Origin of the sequence: Paenibacillus sp. FSL E2-0178, assembly GCF_038593005.1 — a bacterium.
In the GTDB taxonomy this organism is placed as follows: Bacteria; Bacillota; Bacilli; order Paenibacillales; family Paenibacillaceae; genus Paenibacillus_AQ; species Paenibacillus_AQ phytohabitans.
The window spans coordinates 960997-979444 of record NZ_CP151953.1 but is presented as its reverse complement, the minus strand read 5'-3'; the positions used below and the strand labels follow the sequence as shown (position 1 = coordinate 979444).

The 18448-nt window shown below is 49.5% G+C and carries 24 protein-coding genes; 13 read left to right on the top strand and 11 right to left on the bottom strand.

Features of this window, described 5'->3' with window-relative positions:
• The first annotated feature begins 65 nt into the window (after nt 1-65).
• The 3 genes from MHI42_RS04200 to MHI42_RS04190 are packed head-to-tail and all read left to right on the top strand — an operon-like array spanning nt 66 to nt 904.
• Nucleotides 66-266 carry a hypothetical protein gene (locus MHI42_RS04200; protein ID WP_342422865.1) on the top strand — a complete coding sequence of 67 codons (201 nt, stop codon included), beginning with the start codon at nt 66-68 and terminating at the stop codon, nt 264-266.
• 55 nt (nt 267-321) lie between these two features.
• Nucleotides 322-564 (top strand): hypothetical protein, encoded by a 243-nt coding sequence (locus MHI42_RS04195; RefSeq protein ID WP_342422864.1) that lies wholly within the window; start codon nt 322-324, stop codon nt 562-564.
• A gap of 13 nt (nt 565-577) precedes the next feature.
• The gene (locus tag MHI42_RS04190; RefSeq protein ID WP_342422863.1) at nt 578-904 is read left to right on the top strand and encodes a YolD-like family protein; all 327 of its coding nucleotides are present in this window, start codon (nt 578-580) and stop codon (nt 902-904) included.
• A gap of 55 nt (nt 905-959) precedes the next feature.
• On the opposite strand, the gene MHI42_RS04185 is transcribed toward MHI42_RS04190, so the two are convergent.
• Both MHI42_RS04185 and MHI42_RS04180 read right to left on the bottom strand, forming a co-directional pair.
• The gene (locus MHI42_RS04185) at nt 960-1196 is read right to left on the bottom strand and encodes a hypothetical protein (protein ID WP_342422862.1); all 237 of its coding nucleotides are present in this window, start codon (nt 1194-1196) and stop codon (nt 960-962) included.
• 23 nt (nt 1197-1219) lie between these two features.
• Nucleotides 1220-1423, bottom strand: coding sequence for a helix-turn-helix transcriptional regulator (locus tag MHI42_RS04180; protein WP_342422861.1), 204 nt, complete (start codon nt 1421-1423; stop codon nt 1220-1222).
• Between the two features lie 172 nt (nt 1424-1595).
• Between MHI42_RS04180 and MHI42_RS04175 the strand changes: the two genes are divergently transcribed.
• Nucleotides 1596-1793, top strand: a complete 198-nt coding sequence (locus MHI42_RS04175; protein ID WP_342422860.1) for a hypothetical protein — start codon at nt 1596-1598, stop codon at nt 1791-1793.
• A gap of 180 nt (nt 1794-1973) precedes the next feature.
• On the opposite strand, the gene MHI42_RS04170 is transcribed toward MHI42_RS04175, so the two are convergent.
• A complete protein-coding gene (locus MHI42_RS04170) occupies nt 1974-2261 on the bottom strand; it encodes a hypothetical protein (protein WP_171719264.1) in 288 nt (95 codons plus the stop codon).
• A gap of 359 nt (nt 2262-2620) precedes the next feature.
• Here MHI42_RS04170 and MHI42_RS04165 point away from each other — a divergent pair, with 359 nt between their 5' ends.
• Nucleotides 2621-3388 (top strand): exodeoxyribonuclease III, encoded by a 768-nt coding sequence (locus MHI42_RS04165; protein ID WP_039303545.1) that lies wholly within the window; start codon nt 2621-2623, stop codon nt 3386-3388.
• 79 nt (nt 3389-3467) lie between these two features.
• Here MHI42_RS04165 and MHI42_RS04160 read toward each other — a convergent pair whose 3' ends face one another.
• Nucleotides 3468-5018 carry an amidase family protein gene (locus MHI42_RS04160; protein ID WP_342422859.1) on the bottom strand — a complete coding sequence of 517 codons (1551 nt, stop codon included), beginning with the start codon at nt 5016-5018 and terminating at the stop codon, nt 3468-3470.
• Nucleotides 5019-5048: 30 nt separating this feature from the next.
• Complete coding sequence (locus tag MHI42_RS04155; RefSeq protein ID WP_342422858.1) at nt 5049-6140, bottom strand: VanZ family protein; 1092 nt, start codon at nt 6138-6140, stop codon at nt 5049-5051.
• A gap of 256 nt (nt 6141-6396) precedes the next feature.
• Between MHI42_RS04155 and MHI42_RS04150 the strand changes: the two genes are divergently transcribed.
• The 5 genes from MHI42_RS04150 to MHI42_RS04130 all read left to right on the top strand — a co-directional run bounded on the left by MHI42_RS04150 (nt 6397) and on the right by MHI42_RS04130 (nt 10596).
• The gene (locus MHI42_RS04150) at nt 6397-6744 is read left to right on the top strand and encodes a hypothetical protein (RefSeq protein WP_171719267.1); all 348 of its coding nucleotides are present in this window, start codon (nt 6397-6399) and stop codon (nt 6742-6744) included.
• 135 nt (nt 6745-6879) lie between these two features.
• A complete protein-coding gene (locus MHI42_RS04145; RefSeq protein ID WP_342422857.1) occupies nt 6880-7428 on the top strand; it encodes a hypothetical protein in 549 nt (182 codons plus the stop codon).
• 103 nt (nt 7429-7531) lie between these two features.
• Nucleotides 7532-8764, top strand: a complete 1233-nt coding sequence (locus tag MHI42_RS04140) for an aminopeptidase (protein WP_342422856.1) — start codon at nt 7532-7534, stop codon at nt 8762-8764.
• Between the two features lie 172 nt (nt 8765-8936).
• Complete coding sequence (locus MHI42_RS04135; protein WP_342422855.1) at nt 8937-9473, top strand: sigma-70 family RNA polymerase sigma factor; 537 nt, start codon at nt 8937-8939, stop codon at nt 9471-9473.
• Entirely contained in the window at nt 9463-10596 is a 1134-nt protein-coding gene (locus MHI42_RS04130) for a DUF4179 domain-containing protein (protein ID WP_342422854.1), read from the top strand. Before MHI42_RS04135 ends, MHI42_RS04130 begins: the two co-directional genes overlap by 11 nt.
• A gap of 81 nt (nt 10597-10677) precedes the next feature.
• Here the strand turns inward: MHI42_RS04130 and MHI42_RS04125 are convergent, their stop codons facing one another.
• Both MHI42_RS04125 and MHI42_RS04120 read right to left on the bottom strand, forming a co-directional pair.
• Nucleotides 10678-11298 (bottom strand): histidine phosphatase family protein, encoded by a 621-nt coding sequence (locus tag MHI42_RS04125; protein ID WP_342422853.1) that lies wholly within the window; start codon nt 11296-11298, stop codon nt 10678-10680.
• A gap of 107 nt (nt 11299-11405) precedes the next feature.
• The gene (locus tag MHI42_RS04120; protein ID WP_342422852.1) at nt 11406-11969 is read right to left on the bottom strand and encodes a hypothetical protein; all 564 of its coding nucleotides are present in this window, start codon (nt 11967-11969) and stop codon (nt 11406-11408) included.
• A gap of 234 nt (nt 11970-12203) precedes the next feature.
• Here MHI42_RS04120 and MHI42_RS04115 point away from each other — a divergent pair, with 234 nt between their 5' ends.
• The gene (locus MHI42_RS04115) at nt 12204-12539 is read left to right on the top strand and encodes an antibiotic biosynthesis monooxygenase (RefSeq protein WP_039303525.1); all 336 of its coding nucleotides are present in this window, start codon (nt 12204-12206) and stop codon (nt 12537-12539) included.
• A gap of 232 nt (nt 12540-12771) precedes the next feature.
• Here the strand turns inward: MHI42_RS04115 and MHI42_RS04110 are convergent, their stop codons facing one another.
• Complete coding sequence (locus tag MHI42_RS04110) at nt 12772-14070, bottom strand: DUF5050 domain-containing protein (RefSeq protein WP_342422851.1); 1299 nt, start codon at nt 14068-14070, stop codon at nt 12772-12774.
• Nucleotides 14071-14361: 291 nt separating this feature from the next.
• Between MHI42_RS04110 and MHI42_RS04105 the strand changes: the two genes are divergently transcribed.
• Both MHI42_RS04105 and MHI42_RS04100 read left to right on the top strand, forming a co-directional pair.
• Nucleotides 14362-14607 (top strand): SDR family NAD(P)-dependent oxidoreductase, encoded by a 246-nt coding sequence (locus tag MHI42_RS04105; protein WP_342422850.1) that lies wholly within the window; start codon nt 14362-14364, stop codon nt 14605-14607.
• On the top strand, nt 14607-14837 hold the full coding sequence (locus MHI42_RS04100; RefSeq protein ID WP_246354484.1) for a hypothetical protein: 231 nt from the start codon (nt 14607-14609) through the stop codon (nt 14835-14837). The genes MHI42_RS04105 and MHI42_RS04100 overlap by 1 nt, the downstream gene beginning before the upstream one ends.
• A 93-nt stretch (nt 14838-14930) precedes the next feature.
• Here MHI42_RS04100 and MHI42_RS04095 read toward each other — a convergent pair whose 3' ends face one another.
• From MHI42_RS04095 to MHI42_RS04085, 3 genes are all read right to left on the bottom strand, one after another.
• Nucleotides 14931-16088, bottom strand: coding sequence for a hypothetical protein (locus tag MHI42_RS04095; protein WP_342422849.1), 1158 nt, complete (start codon nt 16086-16088; stop codon nt 14931-14933).
• Between the two features lie 64 nt (nt 16089-16152).
• Nucleotides 16153-17724 carry a DUF4179 domain-containing protein gene (locus MHI42_RS04090; RefSeq protein WP_342422848.1) on the bottom strand — a complete coding sequence of 524 codons (1572 nt, stop codon included), beginning with the start codon at nt 17722-17724 and terminating at the stop codon, nt 16153-16155.
• A complete protein-coding gene (locus MHI42_RS04085; RefSeq protein WP_342422847.1) occupies nt 17693-18274 on the bottom strand; it encodes a sigma-70 family RNA polymerase sigma factor in 582 nt (193 codons plus the stop codon). The genes MHI42_RS04090 and MHI42_RS04085 overlap by 32 nt, the downstream gene beginning before the upstream one ends.
• Between the last annotated feature and the right edge of the window lie 174 nt (nt 18275-18448).

Sequence of the window (18448 nt, the reverse complement as noted above, 5' to 3'; positions counted from 1 at the left end):
TTGCTTAAAAATCCGTATCATGGTTATAATACAAACAAACGTTCTTGTTTCGGAGGCGATCAATCATGAAAATGAGCATCGGCCAAACGATTGAAATGATATACCTGGACAAAGCAGGCAAGATCACGCAGCGGAAGATTGAGATCCTCGGCATCCGTGACGGCCGCATCCGGGCCACCTGCCTCACTACCGGCGCGCCTCGGGTATTTCTGATTGCTAGTATTTTGTCCTGGAGACCAGTAGCGGAGAATCGTCATGCTGGATGATACGGCGCGCAAGCTGTTGCGGATCATGTTCCAATTTAACGGCCATTTCCGTCGGATGCCTAATCTAGTTGAACTGAAGCGGCTGAGCGGCCGGAGATCTGCAGCGATCAAAGCGGGCATGCTGCAGCTGGTCGAGCAGTATTACATTCAGTGGGACGACAAGCAGCCGGTGGAGACCGCCGTTGTGATCGAGGCATGGGAAAGGGACGTTCCGTTTAAAGATCATGCTGCAGCAGGCCCGCACAAGTCACAGCAAGCACCATTGACAGGAAACATAGATTACTGGACCGATTACTAGGAGGGCAGACATCATGGCAAGGAAATTGGAGAGTGTTTGGGAAGGTAGCCGGTTTATGCTGCCAGAGCATGTGCAGCTGCTGAGGCAGGAAATGCAGGAACAGGGACGACGCAGCCGGCCCGCGATCGACCCTGATGAATGGGAGCTGATTGACCAGGCGCTGGGGTACTCACTGCTGAAGCAGGAGCAGGTCACGATTATATTATTTGACCCTTATAAGGATTTGAAGGTTCGCGGGGCTGTGGTTAAAGTAGATCGGCAACTGAGGAGAATCAAGTTTCAAATGGAAGAGGACTTCAGCTGGATTAAGATCGATGATGTGATCCGGGTCATTACATAAATAATCCCCCGCCAGGATATTTCTGACGGGGGATTTCATTTCGAGAGGAGAATACTTACTCCTCAATCTTATTAATAGTCTGCTGAATGGATACCAAAGGGTTTTCACTGTCGATATCGTGCCTATCCAAAGTACTGAAATCGACAAGTTCCCAATAATCGTACTTTAAACTTTTCTCGCTATTAAAATAGGAATCAGCTTCATCATAAGTGTTGAAGGACAAGAGCATATCATTCATTCCGCCACCCAGGTCATATTTATCCATTCCAAAAATACCGTATTTCCATTTCATAAAACCACATCCCTCACTTTAATTTATTCTTCTATGTACTCAATGAGTTCTCCAGTGCTAACCTTCAGGTGTTTGCAGAGCTTCTCCAGCGTCTCAAAGTCCACGCGTTTGGACGTATTATGGTATAGCCCCGACACAGTGTTGATGGCTAACCCCGTCTCCCTCGCAGTGCTTCGTATCCCTTTATTCTGCTGGTCCATGATGTCCTTTATATTATTTTTTATCACGGACAAGCCTCCTTTTCCAAAAGTATACATCACAAGAAAAAATGTATCAATATCCTCATACGCGTATCATCTTTCTGATACACCTGCATATGATGTATTAGGATGATGATACAGGAGAGTGATTCATATGCTACCGGTACATTTACGCTTGGCAGAGATCTTTCACATTAACATGACTGGACCTTTGACGATCGAAGAGGCTAAGGAGCTGCAATATTGCCTGCGAGAGAATGCCAGGTATTGCTGGGACTGTCTGATGATTCAAAATCAGTCCGTGCTGGCTGGAGCGACACACGACCACGAATGGCAGCTGGAGCTGCAGCGGAAGCTGGAGGTATTGAGATTGACGGGGAGAGTGCCGAAGATTTAACAAGCGATTTTCGAGAATCACAAATCACAAATAAAATCACAAGATTGAAAAAGGCGGCAGTGGTTTGACGAAGTGAATTTGATTAGACATGTCCATGAGAAACAAAAAAAAGACTTAACGGGACTGAGGGAAGTCCCGAAAAGCCCAAGAGCGTATGAGGGGGATACTCTGACATTAGATTTAGAAATCAGAGGTTGCAACTTCGATGGTGCCGAAGACTGCGCCTGCAGCTGAGCTGAGAAGAGCAGCAACAAGCAGCAGGTTTACAGAAACTGTGAGACTGTTCAGCGCAGGAATAGTATAAGTGACGACTGGCGCATTGACTCTGTAAAGAACAAGATCCACAGGGAAACCGGAGTTGTTATTTACAGTTACAGCCGCGTTGATGCCTCCAGCCAGATTCTCATAATAAGATTTACCAACGCCTGCAGCCAGGTTGAAGAATTGTTGCGGTAACAAGATTGCCATGGTAATGACCTCCTTTTTCGTTTGATAGGATATCATATTCGCCGAAACTATGATTGCTGTAACGAATGTCTTGGGAGATTAGCACATTTTAATAGGGCGATGAGAGTTAGAATTAAATAGAAGAAGAGCCTCTACCCATGGCGGGCGGGGGCTCTTTGCGGTTCGATTACTCTATGGATTAGGTCTATGACCTATGAAGCTGGTTTAATATACGCCTTATCTTTGGACCGTTTGCCGTAGAAGCGGTATAAGATAAGCCCGAAGAGCATTCCGGCAAAAGACAGGGCTGCTACGCTCAAATAGAGGACAATATGGTACACTGGAAGTAATTCTAGTGAATGGTAAGGAGAATGACAACGATGAAGCTGGTGTCCTGGAATGTAAATGGTCTGAGAGCTTGTGTGAATAAAGGGTTTAACGAATATTTCCGGGAAAGCGCCGCAGACATCTTCTGTGTGCAGGAAACGAAGCTTCAGGAGGGTCAGATTGTTCTGGACCACGGTGAGGAGTATTCGCAGTACTGGAATTATGCCCTCAAAAAAGGATATTCAGGTACAGCCGTCTTCACCCGGATTAAACCGCTGTCTGTCAGATACGGTCTGGACAAGGAAACCGAAGACGAGGGGAGAATTATTACCCTGGAATTTGCAGACTTCTATCTGGTGAATGTATACACTCCGAATGCCAAACGGGATCTGTCGAGACTGGATTACCGGATGGAATGGGAGGATGAGTTCCGCAATTATCTGCTGAAGCTGGATGCGCATAAGCCGGTTCTCGTCTGCGGGGATTTGAATGTGGCCCATCAGGATATTGACCTTAAGAATGCCAAATCGAACCGTGGTAATTCAGGCTTCACCGATGAAGAACGCGGAAAGATGACAGAGCTGCTGGAGGCAGGGTTCGTTGATACGTTCAGATATTTCTATCCTGAGCTTGAAGGTGCCTACAGCTGGTGGTCCTATATGCCGAAGGTAAGAGAGAAGAATGTAGGCTGGCGGATCGACTATTTCCTGGCTTCCTCGCGGCTGGCCCCGCGCCTTCTGGATGCAGGGATAGAGTGCAATATTCTCGGCAGTGATCATTGTCCGGTAGTCCTTCATCTTGCCGATGCGGCGGAAGTGTAGATTTATATTCGTTATACAAAAGAACATAAAAGAACAGAGGCGGTATCCCGGGTGCGGGGTACCGCCTCTATTTGTAACATCAATCAGCTTCTCCGGCGGTATCAAGAAGCGGCGGACGCCGGTGCTTCGTGGCCTGTTCGAAGCTGTATGCAATGCCGATCAGCACGGCTTCGCTGAAGGCTGAAGCGGAGAAGGTGACCCCCTGCGGACCGTTGGTGATATAGCCTCCCGGTGCAGTTGTCCCGGTAGTGGTATATCCGGCCGGGACTGTAATGAGCGGATAGCCGGCTCTGGCTGCCAGGTCAGTACCGTGAAATCCGGCAAACATGATGGCATCCAGACCGTAATGCTCCAGTGCATAATCGATGCCTTGTCTGCCAGCCATGGACCGGGAGAATTGCAGCTGCTCCAGATATTCCTGCTCCGTAATCTCGTCTCCGGAAGTATCCAGCCATTCAAGCGTTCCCTGACCATATTTCAGCGCCTGTGCGCTGTGCTGGTTGTTGAATTCGATTAACTCCTGCAGGGAATGCACCGGGATAGAAGCAGGCAGGCCGTTTAAATAACGGTTCAAGCCTTTTTTGAATTCATATTGTAGTATAACAGCATTCCACTCGGCATTCTGGCAAGGAAGCTCAATAGGATCAATGACTTCAGCTCCAAGTTCTTTAAGAACAGCTATGGCAGATTCCATCAGGAGCAGTGCCTCCTCATCCAAATCCTTATAATAGAATCTCGGGATACCAATCCGTTTGGATCTCACGTATTCAATATCCAGAGCGGCAGTATAATCCTGTCTGCCTGCTGTCCCATCGGATGAAGCGCTGGGGGGATGCTCTCCGGTACCGGCAATGACACTGAGGAGTAGTGCGGCATCCGATACGCTTCTCGCCATCGGACCCGCTGTATCCTGACTGCCGATCCCCGGTATAATCCCCGCATTGCTTACCAGTCCCCATGTAGGTTTGATGCCAACCAGCGAGTTCTGGGCAGCCGGACAAATGATGGAACCGGAAGTTTCCGTTCCTAGAGCGATTGCTGCCAGATTTGCGGCAACGGCCGCAGCACTTCCCGAGCTGGAGCCGCCAATGAACAGCTCGCCGGGCCAGTATGGATTCAGCACCAGTCCGCCGCGTGAGCTGTATCCCGCCCACATGGTGGGCGACATGAAGTTGGCCCACTCCGTCATATTTGCTTTTCCCAGAATCACTGCACCTGCAGCCCGCAGCATATTAATTACTACGGCATCTTCAGCAGCCCTGTAATCTGCCAATGCCAGCGCTCCCGCACTGGTGTGCAGCTTGTCCGAAGTAGCGATATTATCCTTAACAAGTACAGGAATTCCGTGCAGCGGACTACGTACTCCCTTGTCCCGGCGTTCCTGATCAAGCCTCCGGGCAATCTCCAGTGCATCAGGGTTAATCTCCAGTACAGAGTTCAGCAGGCTGTCATACCGGTCAATCCGCTCTAAATACAGCGCTGTTAACCGCTCGGAACTTAAATTCCCCTGCTCCATTTCCTGCTGCATGGCTGTTATATCCGCTTCAATTATCCATTCCTGCCACTCCCGGGAGGGGGATTGAATGTTGCTGAGGGGGCTGCTGCTAAGGTCTGCATCATTATTTTTCATGGTTGTTTTCTTCCCTCTATACATAGAATTTTAGTTGGTCAGCGTCTCAGCGGCAGCTGCCGGCTGCGTGTCCGGCCAGGTAATCACATTGCGTGTCCGGCTCCACTCTTCGTAGAATAGCGGGCGGTCACGCTTAAACATCCGCAGCAGCAGATGAATGAAGAAGGTCAGATCGGCAAGCGCGGCTGTAATTCGTATAACCGTAGAGCCTGCTGTGCCGAAATTAAGCATTAGGACAGAATCAAGGGACAGGAAGTTTATTCCTCCAAGCAATCCATAGAGTAGTCCATATCTCATCCACACCATCCAGAGTTTGAGCGGACCGCCATCCGCACTGCCCAGCCGGATACGCACCACCCATTTGCCGAGCGTCCGCCCTCCGGTTAAGAGAGGAACGATCAGGAAATACACCACACTTACTGCCCAGAATGAAATATTCAGGGATAGCTGATTGAGCAGAAGTACCGCAGAGATCCATAGGACTGCATCCAGCAGGCAAGCAATGCCTCTGCGGGTGTAGGTAACCTTTTTGGCGGATAAATCCTCCTGACTGTCCAGCTGTTCAATCCGCGGCAGCAATCCGGAGATCCATAAGGCGATCCGGAATCCGGCAATTCCGCCGAATGTATTGGTGATCAGGTCATCGACATCAAAGATCCGGTAAGGATGGTCGAAGAAACCGTAAATCCCGGTAATCTGTGTAATCTCAAACAATAGCGATAGCACGAAGGAAAGCATGATGCACACGACCCAGCGGGTCCGGAAATAGTAGCCCAGAAACAGCCCGAAGGGTAAGGTCAGCACAACATTGAAGGCAGCCAGCAGGAAATCCGTTTCGCGCAGTACGTTAAAATAGCTTGACGGGTCATTACGCGAGAGATGCGTATTGCGCAAGATGTCCTGAATGAACTGCAGCGGCACAGGCTGGAGCATATGCCCGGTAGGCGCAGCGTTATGGCGTGAGTCCGGCATGGGCAGCAGCACCAGGAAAAAGGCGTTCAGCAAGTATAGGAGCAGCAAATAGAGGATCAGCGCCCGAATCTTGTTGATATAACCGTGCCGGCGGTATTGAACGATCAGGAACGGCAAAGTGAAGAGTAGCGCCGCTAACGGAAAAGCCATAAATGCATAAGAGATCGGAAAAAGATAGGATTGAAACATGGTTCACCTGCTGCCCTAGTTTTTGTCTGAACGATTTCACGATAGGATGCTAAACATTATGTATGAGACCCTAGTTCTTAACGTTGCAGACTATTTCCCCTATTATAACTTGCTTGAACCGACTTCAGTATAGAATTAATGCTGAGCTTACTCCATGGAATTAATCATTCTAGCCGTTCTTTCCTGCATACATATGTTGAGAGGAGCGTGATACAAGATGGAGAAGAAGGTGCAGCAGTATTATAAGTTAAAGACTAAGCAGAAGGAGCTGGAAAAGGAGCTGGCCGGGCTGAGGCAGGATATTCTGGCCTACTTTGCTGAACAAGGCAAGGCAGAGTCCGTTATCGGCAGCTACAAAGTGAAGCTTGTCACGCAGAACCGGAAGGAATATGATGATGATAAGCTTTACCAGACATTGTCAGATCCGGAACTGTGGAGGCTGCTCTCCAAGGCAGACCCGGCCAAAGTAGCGAGTCTCACGAAATTGAAAGTGATTGACGAAGAGAAGATTTCACATACGTATGATGTGAAGACAATTACGCTGCTGCAGGTGGACAAACAGTAGATTCTGCGGTACCGGAGGCGGAAGGGGAATGCACTTTCCGTTTCCGGCACAGCAGGCCCGGGAGATCCGGGTGTAAAAGTACATAATATTGAGCTGCTGCAGCAGGGAGATTAATACGACTTGAGGGGGATGGAAATGAACAGGACAAGGACCGGAATGAAGAAGCCCCAGTTTCGCCTCGTTGCGGGAGTGCTGCTCATTATCGCTCTAGGATTGCTTGCCTTTTTTTACAGGGAGATTTCTTCCGGACCGGAGAAGCTTCAGGCATGGCAGAAGGTATTTAGTCTAACGGTTCATGCTGCAGACGGAGCACCGGAGCTGGCGCAGCCGGATCGTGAGGCTTCTTATGGAAGCTACCGTGTAACCGACAGCAAGGCCCCCGGATATACGCTGATTGTGAATGCTGAAGATGCGGATGAGATTAGGTTGAGCGCAAGTACGGGCAGCTTCATACGCTGGAATGCGCCAGACTATAAGGTGAACCAGGTGGGTAAGGAGATTACGATAGCGCCGGGTGAGACGATCTATTGGAGTCCGCTAACCGGAGAATCAACGGAGAGGATTACAGAGAGTGAGCTGACAATGTCTGCTTACCGGCATAACTCGGTATTCAGCGAAGCCCGGTTTATGATCCGGAGTGATGAGAACGGCGTCTATACAGGAAAATGGGCAGAGGGGGATTAACTGATCGCCACATGCCCTTTTTTGCGTTAAAATAACAAGTGGGTTTGTTCAAAGCAAGGCAAGAATCATTCACAGACAGAATAGATACGGAGGAAGAGAAGACATGAAGGATTTTGATCTGTTGCTGGAGAAATATGCAGAGCTTGTGGTGAAGGTTGGCGTGAACGTACAACCGGGGCAAGTGCTGATGGTGCATGCACCGCTGGAGACCGTGGAGCTTACCCGGCTGATCGTGGGCAAAGCCTACGAGGCCGGGGCTAAATATGTGCTTGTGGACTGGGATGATGAAGCGGTAACGCGCATCCGTTACGAGAAGGCTTCGGAGGACTCCTTCGGATATTATCCGCAGTGGCATGCCGATATGCTGGAGGGATTCGCTGAAGAAGGCGGAGCCATATTACATATTAAGGTACCGGACCCGGAACTGTTCCGCGGAATTGACTCTGCCAAAGTATCTACAGCGGTTAAGGCTGCTGCGGTAGCCCGCAAGAAATATCAGAACTATACCCGCAACAACCGAATCAGCTGGTCGCTGGTCAAGGCACCTACTCGCGCCTGGGCGGACAAGGTATTCGCTGATCTGCCTGAAGAAGGCCGGATTGAGGCGATGTGGGAAGCGGTGTTCCAGATGAACCGTGTGGGCAGCGAGGACCCGGTTGCTGCTTGGCGCAGTCATATCGGTGACCTGAAGCAGAGCCAGGAGCGGATGAATGCCAAACGGTATAAAAGCCTTCATTACCGTGCACCGGGCACGGATCTGCGCGTAGAACTGCCGGAAGGCCATCTGTGGCGCGGGGGCGGAGGCGAGAATGCCGGCGGTGTATATTTTGTAGCAAATATGCCTACGGAAGAAATTTACACGATGCCGCATCGCACCGGTGTCAATGGTACTGTCAAAAGCACCCTTCCGCTTAATCTGAACGGACGGCTGGTGGACGGAATTACGGTTACCTTTACGGACGGTAAGGTTACAGCCTATGATGCTGAATCCGGACGTGAGCATCTGACCTCACTGCTGGACACGGATGAAGGGGCCTCTTATCTTGGGGAGGTGGCACTGGTGCCGCATGACTCTCCGATCTCCCGGCTGAACAGAGTGTTCTATAATACCGGGATCGATGAGAATGCATCCTGTCATTTCGCCCTGGGCAGTGCATATCCGGTTAACATTGAAGGCGGGACTTCCATGACAAGCGAAGAACTGATTGCCAGGGGAGCCAATGTCAGCCTTACGCATGTCGATTTCATGATTGGCTCGGCGGAGCTTGATATTGACGGGGAGCTGGCCGATGGGACCATTGAGCCGGTGTTCCGCCAAGGCAATTGGGTACTGTAGCCGGAGGATATCCGGCGGCGGCTAATTAGCTGCGTTCCACAAGTAAGGCCGCATTTTTTCCCGGTCAGCGGGGAATGCGGCTTTTTTTGTGATAATAATTGCCGCAGGATAAAACTGTTTGTGATACCTCTCCGTCTAATTCATGTAAAAGTGATGGAGAGGAGAGGGAGAGATGACGATGTCCGGGGCTGAGATGAAGCGGGTTGCTGCCGCTGTGCCGCATGAAGAGACGGATTTTGTTAAGGCGGTTATGGAGCACAGTGATCAGCTGTATCATATTGCTTACAGTTATCTGGGCAACCGCAACGATGCGCTGGAAGCCTTGCAGGAAGCAACCTGCCGGGCCTGGGTGAAACGAAGAACCCTGAAGGCCCCCCAGGCGTTCAAATCCTGGCTGATACGGATATTAATCTATGTCTGCATTGACGAACAGCGCAGAAGGAAGAGGGCAGTCCCAACCGCAGCGGAGAATATGATGGAGCCGGTCATTCATAACAGCACTCATACAATGGAGATGCAGTGGGCGCTCTCGCAGGTGAAGCTGAAATACCGTCATGTGCTGCTGCTCAAATATTACAACGATATGACCTTGGCCGAGATCGCGGTGCTGCTTAAGAAGCCGGAAGGGACAGTCAAAACCTGGCAGCACAAAGGACTGAAGCAGCTTAGGATGATTATGAAGAACCGGGGTGAATGGAATGAACAGTAGCAGGGAAGAACAGGCGATGTTGTCTGATGCGGTCCGTATACACGAGGCAGCTGAAGCGGACGCCGGAGGCAATGCGGTCAGAATGGCAGTTCAGACGGGAATGGAGAGCGGACGCAGGAGAAGCTGGCAGGGCAGATTCACCAAAGGTTCCTTTATCGGCCTGGCTGCCGCTGCGGTTGCCGCAATGATCCTATTTTTCATTCCAGTAATCCACGATTCTGAATCGCCTACTGCCGCACCTCCTGGAGTAGTGAATTGGGGAGAGCTGGAAAAGTTTAAACGGCTCTATTCTTTTGATATGGAGGCGGCGACTCTGGATTCAGCTATCCGGCATGATTATATCCAGATGATTAATCAAAGTGCCGCTAGCGGAGATTATAAGATTACATTGAATGCCGTTACAGCGGATGAGAACCGGATTATCTTTTTGTATACCGCAGAAGTGGCTGAAGGCCAGGAGGTCTATGGTACCAGCAGTGCACGAATGAAGGATATATCAACAGGACAATATTTGGAGAACGGTGGCGGAATCGGGGGCAATGCTACGGCTTCTGGCCTGCTCAATAACCGTATTTACTACGGCCGAAGCATTATCAATCTGGACCGGAACAAGCCGTTCCCGGAGCAGCTGGAAGCGGATTTCCAGATCGCCTCTGTGGACACCGGCAAGCTTGGTCAGCCGAAGACAGGGACAATTGTAGCCGACATGCATTATTCTCCCAGACTCAAGGTCAGCTTCAAGCTGGACCCGAAATTCAAAGAGCAGCAAACTGTCATTGTTCAGCCGGATGAAGACTTCGTCCTCGACGGGATCGAAGTGACACTGGAGAAGGTTGAAATCTCACCACTTCTGATCCGGACGATGATTAAAATTAAGAATGAGTCAGATATTACCTGGCAGAACAGGCAAAATATATTTGAGGCTGTATACGGGAATGAAATTCAGTCGATTACAAAATATGGAACTGTCCATCTAGGAATGACGCTGGGTTCCGGAACTTATGAGGGGTTTGAACGGAGATACGGCAGCAATCTGCTGGATCAGCCCAAGTCCCTGAATATGATCATGAAGACAGGTACGGGGAAGAATGCCAAGGAAATTAACGTGCCCATTCTGCCGTAAAATATGATGAGAAAAGGCTGGCCGCTGTATTTGCAGCGCGTCAGCCCTTGTGCTGTGGATCCTGTGGAGCCTCAGGAATATCTATCCTTGCAGGTGGGAGGTGTCATTAAATAAATTAAGTGTCTGCTGACCGAAGTTATTCTGACCCAAACGGGAGAGGCTGCCTGCAGAGGCAGGAAAATAAGCTTGGGCCAGCATATGCAGTTCAAACTTCAGCCACCAGGCAATGATATAAGAGATCGTTCCTCCATGGGTCACGATAATAATATTATTGTGTTCCGTCAGTGTAATCCGTTCCATGCAATGACTGACCCTCGCATAGAACTCCCTCCAGGTCTCTCCTTCGGCGAACTCCCGGTAATCCAGCTCGAAATCATGGCCTGCGCGCGGATTCCTATGTTCATTGGCCCATTCTCTGGTTTGCCCGGCGGCAATGCCGCTGTTGATCTCCCGCAGTTCACCGTCTACGATTATAGGCAACTCAAGCGTTGCATTTATAATGTCTGCGGTTTGTTTGGCGCGCAGCAGATCGGAATAGTAGAGGACATATTCTTTTCCGGAAGCAACCTGGGAGAGTCTCAGAGCTATACGTTCAGCCTGCTGCCGGCCTAGTTCAGTTAAGGGAGTATCTGTCCAGCCACCGGTCATATTGTTGATGTGATGCTCGGACTGGCAATGCTGCACCAGCAGGATATTTTTCATTATAATCACCTCATTTCGGGCTGAGTACAATGCTACTCAAGTTTATGACTCGGAAACAGAGAGGGAAGCTTAACAAATTTGGGGACGGGTAGCCAGAAATAGTGGAGTTAACAATCAGCCTGTAAAGCACGGTTATTAAACCGGAAGGCAAGCATATTTCCGTCGAACGTCTCTCCGGTGCGCTCTGTATATTGACCCTGCGTATAGCGGGAGACTGTCTTCCGCCAGAATTTCTGACCGGTTATATTCCTCGCCGCCGGATTGGTGAACAGCTCCCATTCGCCCCGGAACCGTTCAAACACCTCCACAGCCGCTTGCTCCGCGATGCCATTCCCCCTGAAGGGCTGCAGCAGAAAAAAGTCATTCACGAAATAATTAACCCCCTGCGCACAGTGCGGCGGAGTGGCAATCAGTGCGAACCCGGCCGGCAGTGAATTCACCATGATCAGAAAAGGGTAGAGAATCCCGGGTTTCTCCCACCAGATATTCTGTACTTCGAACTGGTCCGCAAGTGTGCGGCAATCGTCATCATCCTCAAATATACCATGCCGGTTAGGGGTATGCCCTTCCACAAGTCCGTAATGTCCCGACAAGTCATGCAGATAGAGCGGGTACATATTTTTGATGATATAGGCTTCATTAAGCCCGGTAAGCTTAACTTCGATGTTCATCTGATACTCTGCCTGCTTTCTATGCGTATTGGGTAACAACAACTATTAAAACTTTATACCGGAAGTTCTATTCTTTCTAGTGAGATATCTGTTATAAAATAAACTTTATCTATTGTGCTGCAGCTTGGCTGGAAATGATAACGATTATCAATTAGAATGAGAGTATTAAAATTTAGCTCGCTATAGCCGAACTTCATTGCATTATAGCAGCATTCTCAGGAGGAATAGATCAATATGTACGTGCAAACCAGATCCATCGTTGTAGAAAAAGGCAACAGTAGCGCCGTAGTGGAACGCTTCAGCAAACCGGGGGCACTGGAGGAAATGGACGGGCTGATCGATGTCAGCGTGATGGTCAATAAGAAGAGTAAGGAGCATGAAGAGGTTCTCCTGCTGATCCGCTGGGAATCGGAGGAAGCCTGGAAGAACTGGGAGAAGAGCGACGCGCATCTTCAGGGCCACAAGAACAGCAGAGGGCAGGAGAAGCCTGCATATATCATTAGTACTACAGTAAATATGTATCATGTGCAGACGGTAAAAGAGGGCAAGGCCTACGGGAAACGCTCCTAAACCGGGCTAATTCAGAATGCCTTCTACGCTTGCCGCTGAATTGCTGATTGAAATGATGAATGGCGGAGCCGGAAGAAGTCTGCGGCTTGCTCCGGAACTTTTCAGACGGGATACGGTTATTTGTGTGAATTGATATTTAAATGAAAAAAAAGGCCATGCAGCTGTTATATCAGTGCATGGTCTTTTCTTCTGAACCAGGGCTTCAAATAGAAGCTCCGTCATGGTCTGGTATTTAATGTGTGGAGAGCAAGCCGATAAAAGTTACCGGGCCAGCCGAAAGCTTGGTTTTGGTTTTACCGTCATTGCTGAACCGGTACAAACAATCGTTGTCTCCAGCGTTAATATAATATATACCCGGGATATCGTTTGTAATTACGGAGTAGTCAGATTCTACACCCGCCATCTTGGTCAGTGTTGAATCGGCATTCAGTACATAAGCATCGGTTTTGGTATAAAAAATGGTAGTAAGCGTGGTTCCATTCTTTACGGTTTGGACATTGATAACATTAGTCAGTGCAAGTGCCTTGGATGAGGCTATTTTGCCATTTGCAAGAGTGCTGATATATGCTTTGCCCTTGGAATCCACATATGCCAGTTTGGTATTGCTTAACTCGCTGATGCTTAGGACACTATTCTGGCTAAGTTGAAGGATCTTTCCGTTTTTGTCTATCAGGAAGCCTTTGCCAGTGCTGAAATTGTTCTCTCCTTTTGCATCAAGTTTAATCCCTTTGTTAAACAGGAAGTAATTATTGGACCAGGTGCCAGCGTACACTTCATTTGAATCCAGCGGACTTTTGGCATTGGCTGCTTTGGGAGCCCCTCCGCTTAAGGGAAGCGTGTAGAGCACCTTAGAATTAAGGGAATATTCTGTTTCACCAGAAATAGTGTCAATCATCAGGTTTAGGCTGGCACCATACGGGTGGATGAAACTGGCATCCTGAATAGCTCCGCTGGCGATCCATTGAATGGCTCCGCTCCCGTCACTAGGCTTAGAAGCTACCCAGGTAGTGGTTGTATCCTTCAAGGCATTATAGTAGATTCGTCCATTCAGGACGTCGAAGCACTGGAAGTTCGCATCTGCATTGTCTGCGACCCGCGTAAGCTGGGTATCATCTTCAGCATTGGCTGAAGTCCGGTAGATGCTGCCCGTGTCATCCATGAAGTACAGGAAGTCACCATCGATCAGGAAATAGACAATATTGCGATCTCCGCTAAAATTGGTGATTAAGGCATCGGGATCAGTTAATGACAGGCGCTGTATACCCATGATGCTCTCATAGTAAAAATAGAGATATTTACCTGTCGACATTAATCCGTTGCCATCGAAATTCTCGGCGATTTTCTGTGTTTCGCTTCCGTCTGTCGTTACACGATATAGAACTTCATTGGATACATAATACACATATGCTTTGCCTGCTGTTGCCGCTGAAGCTGTTTGTGTCCGGCTGGCGCCGGCTGTACCGATGGTCACCAGTAACAGTACAAGCAGAATACAACCTAGTTTTCTGGATAATAACTTTAAAGCGTTCATGTGAAGTCTCCTCTTTGGCAGTGTGGTATACAGTAAATACTGTCCTAATAAGATATCGGAGAGATTCACAATATGGAATATAAATCTAAAGAACCAATTATTAACTATAACATTAAAGTTATCAAGGAAGTTGCTAGGGGATTCTGCGTTCTTATGTATGCTGAAAGGCGGTAATCCTACGGTAAGGAAAGGAAATATAGTCTGACGAGTGATGGAAAGAGTCCCAAGGCTTGCACGAATGAGAAAATGTAACCGAGCCGCCCTTCGCGGAATGCGGCAAAGGCGGAGGGCGTGGAGCTCGAGGTGCTGAAGCTGGATGTGAACAATAAGCTGGACCGCAGCCAGCTGGAAGCCTATGATTTTGATATCTATGTAGCTAACGCAGGTATCGGGGAAGCCGGGCCACTGGCGGAGATTCCGCTGGAGAATGTCCGCCGGGTTTTTGAGACTAATGTATTCAGCTCACTGGAGATGGCCCAGACGGTTGCCCGTAAATTCGTAGCCAAGAAGAAGGGGAAGATTATCTTCGTCAGCTGATGTTTGAAGAGAAAGAGAAATGGTATGACGAGAAAGTCAATTTCACCAAACGCGCGGATATGCTAAAAGGTGCCGCAATGCTTGCATTGCAGCAGGACCCCCAGGAAATGATTGATAAAATGGTGGAGGTCATCGAAGCCAAACATCATCCGTTCCGGACGGTCTACCCCGAGGCGGCTGAGCTGCTGGTGAAGGAGAATGAGCGGAAGATTTGGGATGAGAAAATATAAATTTGTAGTGAACACAGGGAAGCGGGGACCGGCGCATAGGCTGATCCCCGCTTTTATTGCGTGTGGTAGATACGGTATCGAAAAGACTGCATGTTATAAGGAATCTGTTCCTATATAGGCCTCCAGCAGTTCCCCTGAGGTTTTGCCTATCAGCAGGTTGCCGTCAGTGGTCCATTTCAGCAGACGTCCCCTCTCCAGCTTCACGGCTTGCCGGGTCTTCTGATTAAGCAGCCAGATATCCGAATTCATGCCTTGAACCGCATAATACGCGGGCTGGTCTCCAGGCTCGGGGAGGAAGTGCAGCTCTTCAGGGAATTTCAGCTTTCCGGCGGATTCCTCGAAGAGAAGCACCAGGTCAGCGGGAAGGGAAGGCTTCTCCAAGAACTCGGTTACCCCAGTATCGGTATGAACCAGATTTACTCCACCGTTGCCATATTGCTCATATCCGCTGACCGGAACTGTGAGGATACCGGGATCTTTCCAGGCCATCGGATAAATAAACAGAAATCCGTCACTGTGGCTTTGAACGCTGGCCCTCGATTTGGTGAATACTTCTTCGCCCTTGCGGTTCAGCACAATCAAATCGGCGTCAGGACCTATATACGGCTCAGAGGCAACAAGCAGGGCAGCCTGGCTGTTATCCGGGGATGCGGTGAGGCCATAGACCGGCCGCTCGGCAGAATACAGCTTTTTGGCTTCTCCGGTTGTAATATTCACCAGGTATAAAGTGCGGTTTCCTTTGACGGCAAAAATCTCATCATTCAGCAGCCGGTCGGCATAGAGCACATCATTGCCGTAGTCATTACCGTAGGGAGGTTCCTCACCGGACCATTGCGGCGCCGGCCAGGATGTTATGCTTCCGTCCTCCGCCAGAAGCTCAGGCTGCTCACTGCCGATGTGGTAGATAAGCAACTGCTGCTGTTCGTTCAGGCCGGTCCTTACCGGTTGGAACAAGTTAATGGCTGCTGAAGCCCATTCTCGTATAACCTCTCCCTGTTTGCTGACAAGCCGGACACCCCGGAAGGAATCTGCCGGATCCGGCACAGCCGCCGCAGCAGGGGCTACGGTAATTCCAGGAGCAGCAGACGGGGAAACGGCAGGTTCAGGTGTGCTTGTGGGCACCGTTCCCGTGAATCCGGGAGCAGCGGATGAGGAAGAAGGCTTAGGTGAACCAGTCTGCTCTGAACTGCAGCCGCCGAGTGCGGCAATGGATACAAGCAATAGCAAGAATAACCTAATACTGCGGTTCATAGATTCACATCCATTTCCTATTATTGGGATGAGGAATCCCTATTATTAGGAATAGACGCGGAAATTATTGTGAAGTTGCTGCCGAGCGAGGCAATTCGAAGCTCCAGTCGGCGTCATTGAAGAGTTTGTCTGTGACTGTGCGGATTAGCGTCAGCTCCTTCGGGATGGATTTCATACCGTCAACAATCAGATACATAGGATCAGCGTTCTCACTACTCCCGCCAAAGGTAACGAGATCCCCCTCCCGGTAGGAAACCCAGCGGATTACATCATATTCAGTGCCATTGCCGTCGCGGGCCATCCATTTGTCCATATCGAATTCATTGCTGAATTTGCCGCTGACAGCCATCCAGGCCGACAGACCCGGCAAGGTTTGAGTCTCAGTGATTTTTATATTATTCACATTCAAGATATCGCCCTCTGCTGCAAAAACAGCAGGCTGCGTCTTCAGAAGCGCCGGATTGAACGTTAATGAATCATCCGATTCAACAGGGATGGAGAAGCCGTCGAGTACGAAATAAATAGGCTCGCTGAGATATGGAAGCTCCGTTAAGTAATAACTCCAGTTCAATTGGAGATCATGACCGACTCTGTTTATCTCAGACATTCCGCCATATTTACTATTAATGAGTGATCCCACAATTTGACCGTTGGCATTCTCGAAATGATACCTGACACCCAGATTAACCCTGCGGTTCTCCGGAACTTGGGAGGCCAGCTCATCCTTCAGCAGGGTACTGAATTCAATTTTGGCACCTGCAGGAGAATGCGTGATGCCTTTCATCAGAATTTCCAGCCCTTGAGGTGTGGTGTAGCTGTATTTATTCAAATCAGTGTTCACTGTCAGAGCATTGGCGGTTGTCATGTCTGCAGCATAACTGAAGCTCCAATTCCCCGAAATCCTATCATTGGTTTTGTAGTCCAGCATCAGTTCATGAACCTTCCCTTCGATGAATACGGTATCCCCGGGCTGTTCTCCTTTGAAATTATAGGTTAATAACAGATATTCAATCCTGAACTTATCGGGGCCGAGCTTAGTACTCATATGATTAATGCCCTGCAGGTCTCCAATTTCAAGCCCTTCCTCGTTACGGAGCTGCAGCTGGGTGATATCAAACATATTCATCATTTCTTCATCAGGCTGCCCGTTGGCATCGGTAATTCTGAGATTCAGAATCATCCGGTTCGGGTCGGCAACAACCTCTTGCAGCGTCAGCGTATAGCCCTGATCCGTGACCTCAATATCAGGCAGCTTCACTACCCCGGCTTTCATGGCTTCCAGCAGGTGATGGTCACTCCACTCCGAAGGCAGTATGAGCAGCCGCTGGGATTTGGCGGATTGGATCTGCTGTAGAGCAGATAAGTCCGGGAGCAGGAACAGCAGGACCGCCAGCGCAATGGCAGTTGTACCCAAACCTGCCCATAGTACATTACGCCGGAACCTTCTGCGGCCGGGATTGCTGGTATAGCCAGCCATGGACCCGTTTGATGCGGGCAAAATCTCCGTCTGGCGGATTTGCTCCATAACACGCCCCGTGAAATCCTCATCCATCTGATGATCATCATAACCGGACAGAGACATCAGCATTTCCTCATCTGCCACATTATCGTGTGTGCGGTAATCCGATATTTTCATTGGAATCCTCCTTCGGTTTCGGCCATTGTTTTTTGAGCTTCAAGCGGGCGCGGTGCAGACGGTTCTTCACCTGATGCAAAGTAATTCCCGTGATGGCGGCAATCTCCTCATAGGTCAATTCATTGGTATAACGCAGCAGTAGCACGATCCGGTAGCGTTCCGGAAGCCGGGCTAGCTTTTTTTGCAGCTCCAGCTTGTTTTCCTTGATCATATACCGCTCTTCAGGTGTTGGAGCCTGATCCCTCTCCTCCAGAATCGAGCCCCCCGAGAAAGAGAATGCCTTGCGCCGCTTCTGTGATCTGAACAGGTTGATGGCAATGGCGTAGAGCCAGGCGGCGAAGCTGGACTGTTCATTATGGCTGCGCAGCTTCTGATAGGCCTGAATGAAAGTCTCCTGCGCCAGATCCTGCGCATCCTGATGGCTCGCACCGATGCCCAACAGCAGACGGTATAAACCGGATTTATACTGGTCTACCAGTATAGCAAAGGCCTCACGATTTCCGGCCAGCACCTCGGCAATTATGATTTCGGCATTGTCTTGTTCCTTCATCTATTGCCTCCAAATGGACGTATTTACTTATAAGACGTGCGGACGGTCTGATCTTTCTCACTTTTTCTGCCAAAAAACAAAAAGATATCTTCTCACACCTCAGCCGGTATGTAAATATTATCCGCCTGGAGCGATGCGGCCAGTTTCTGCAAACAGCTCAAATTCTGTCATCCG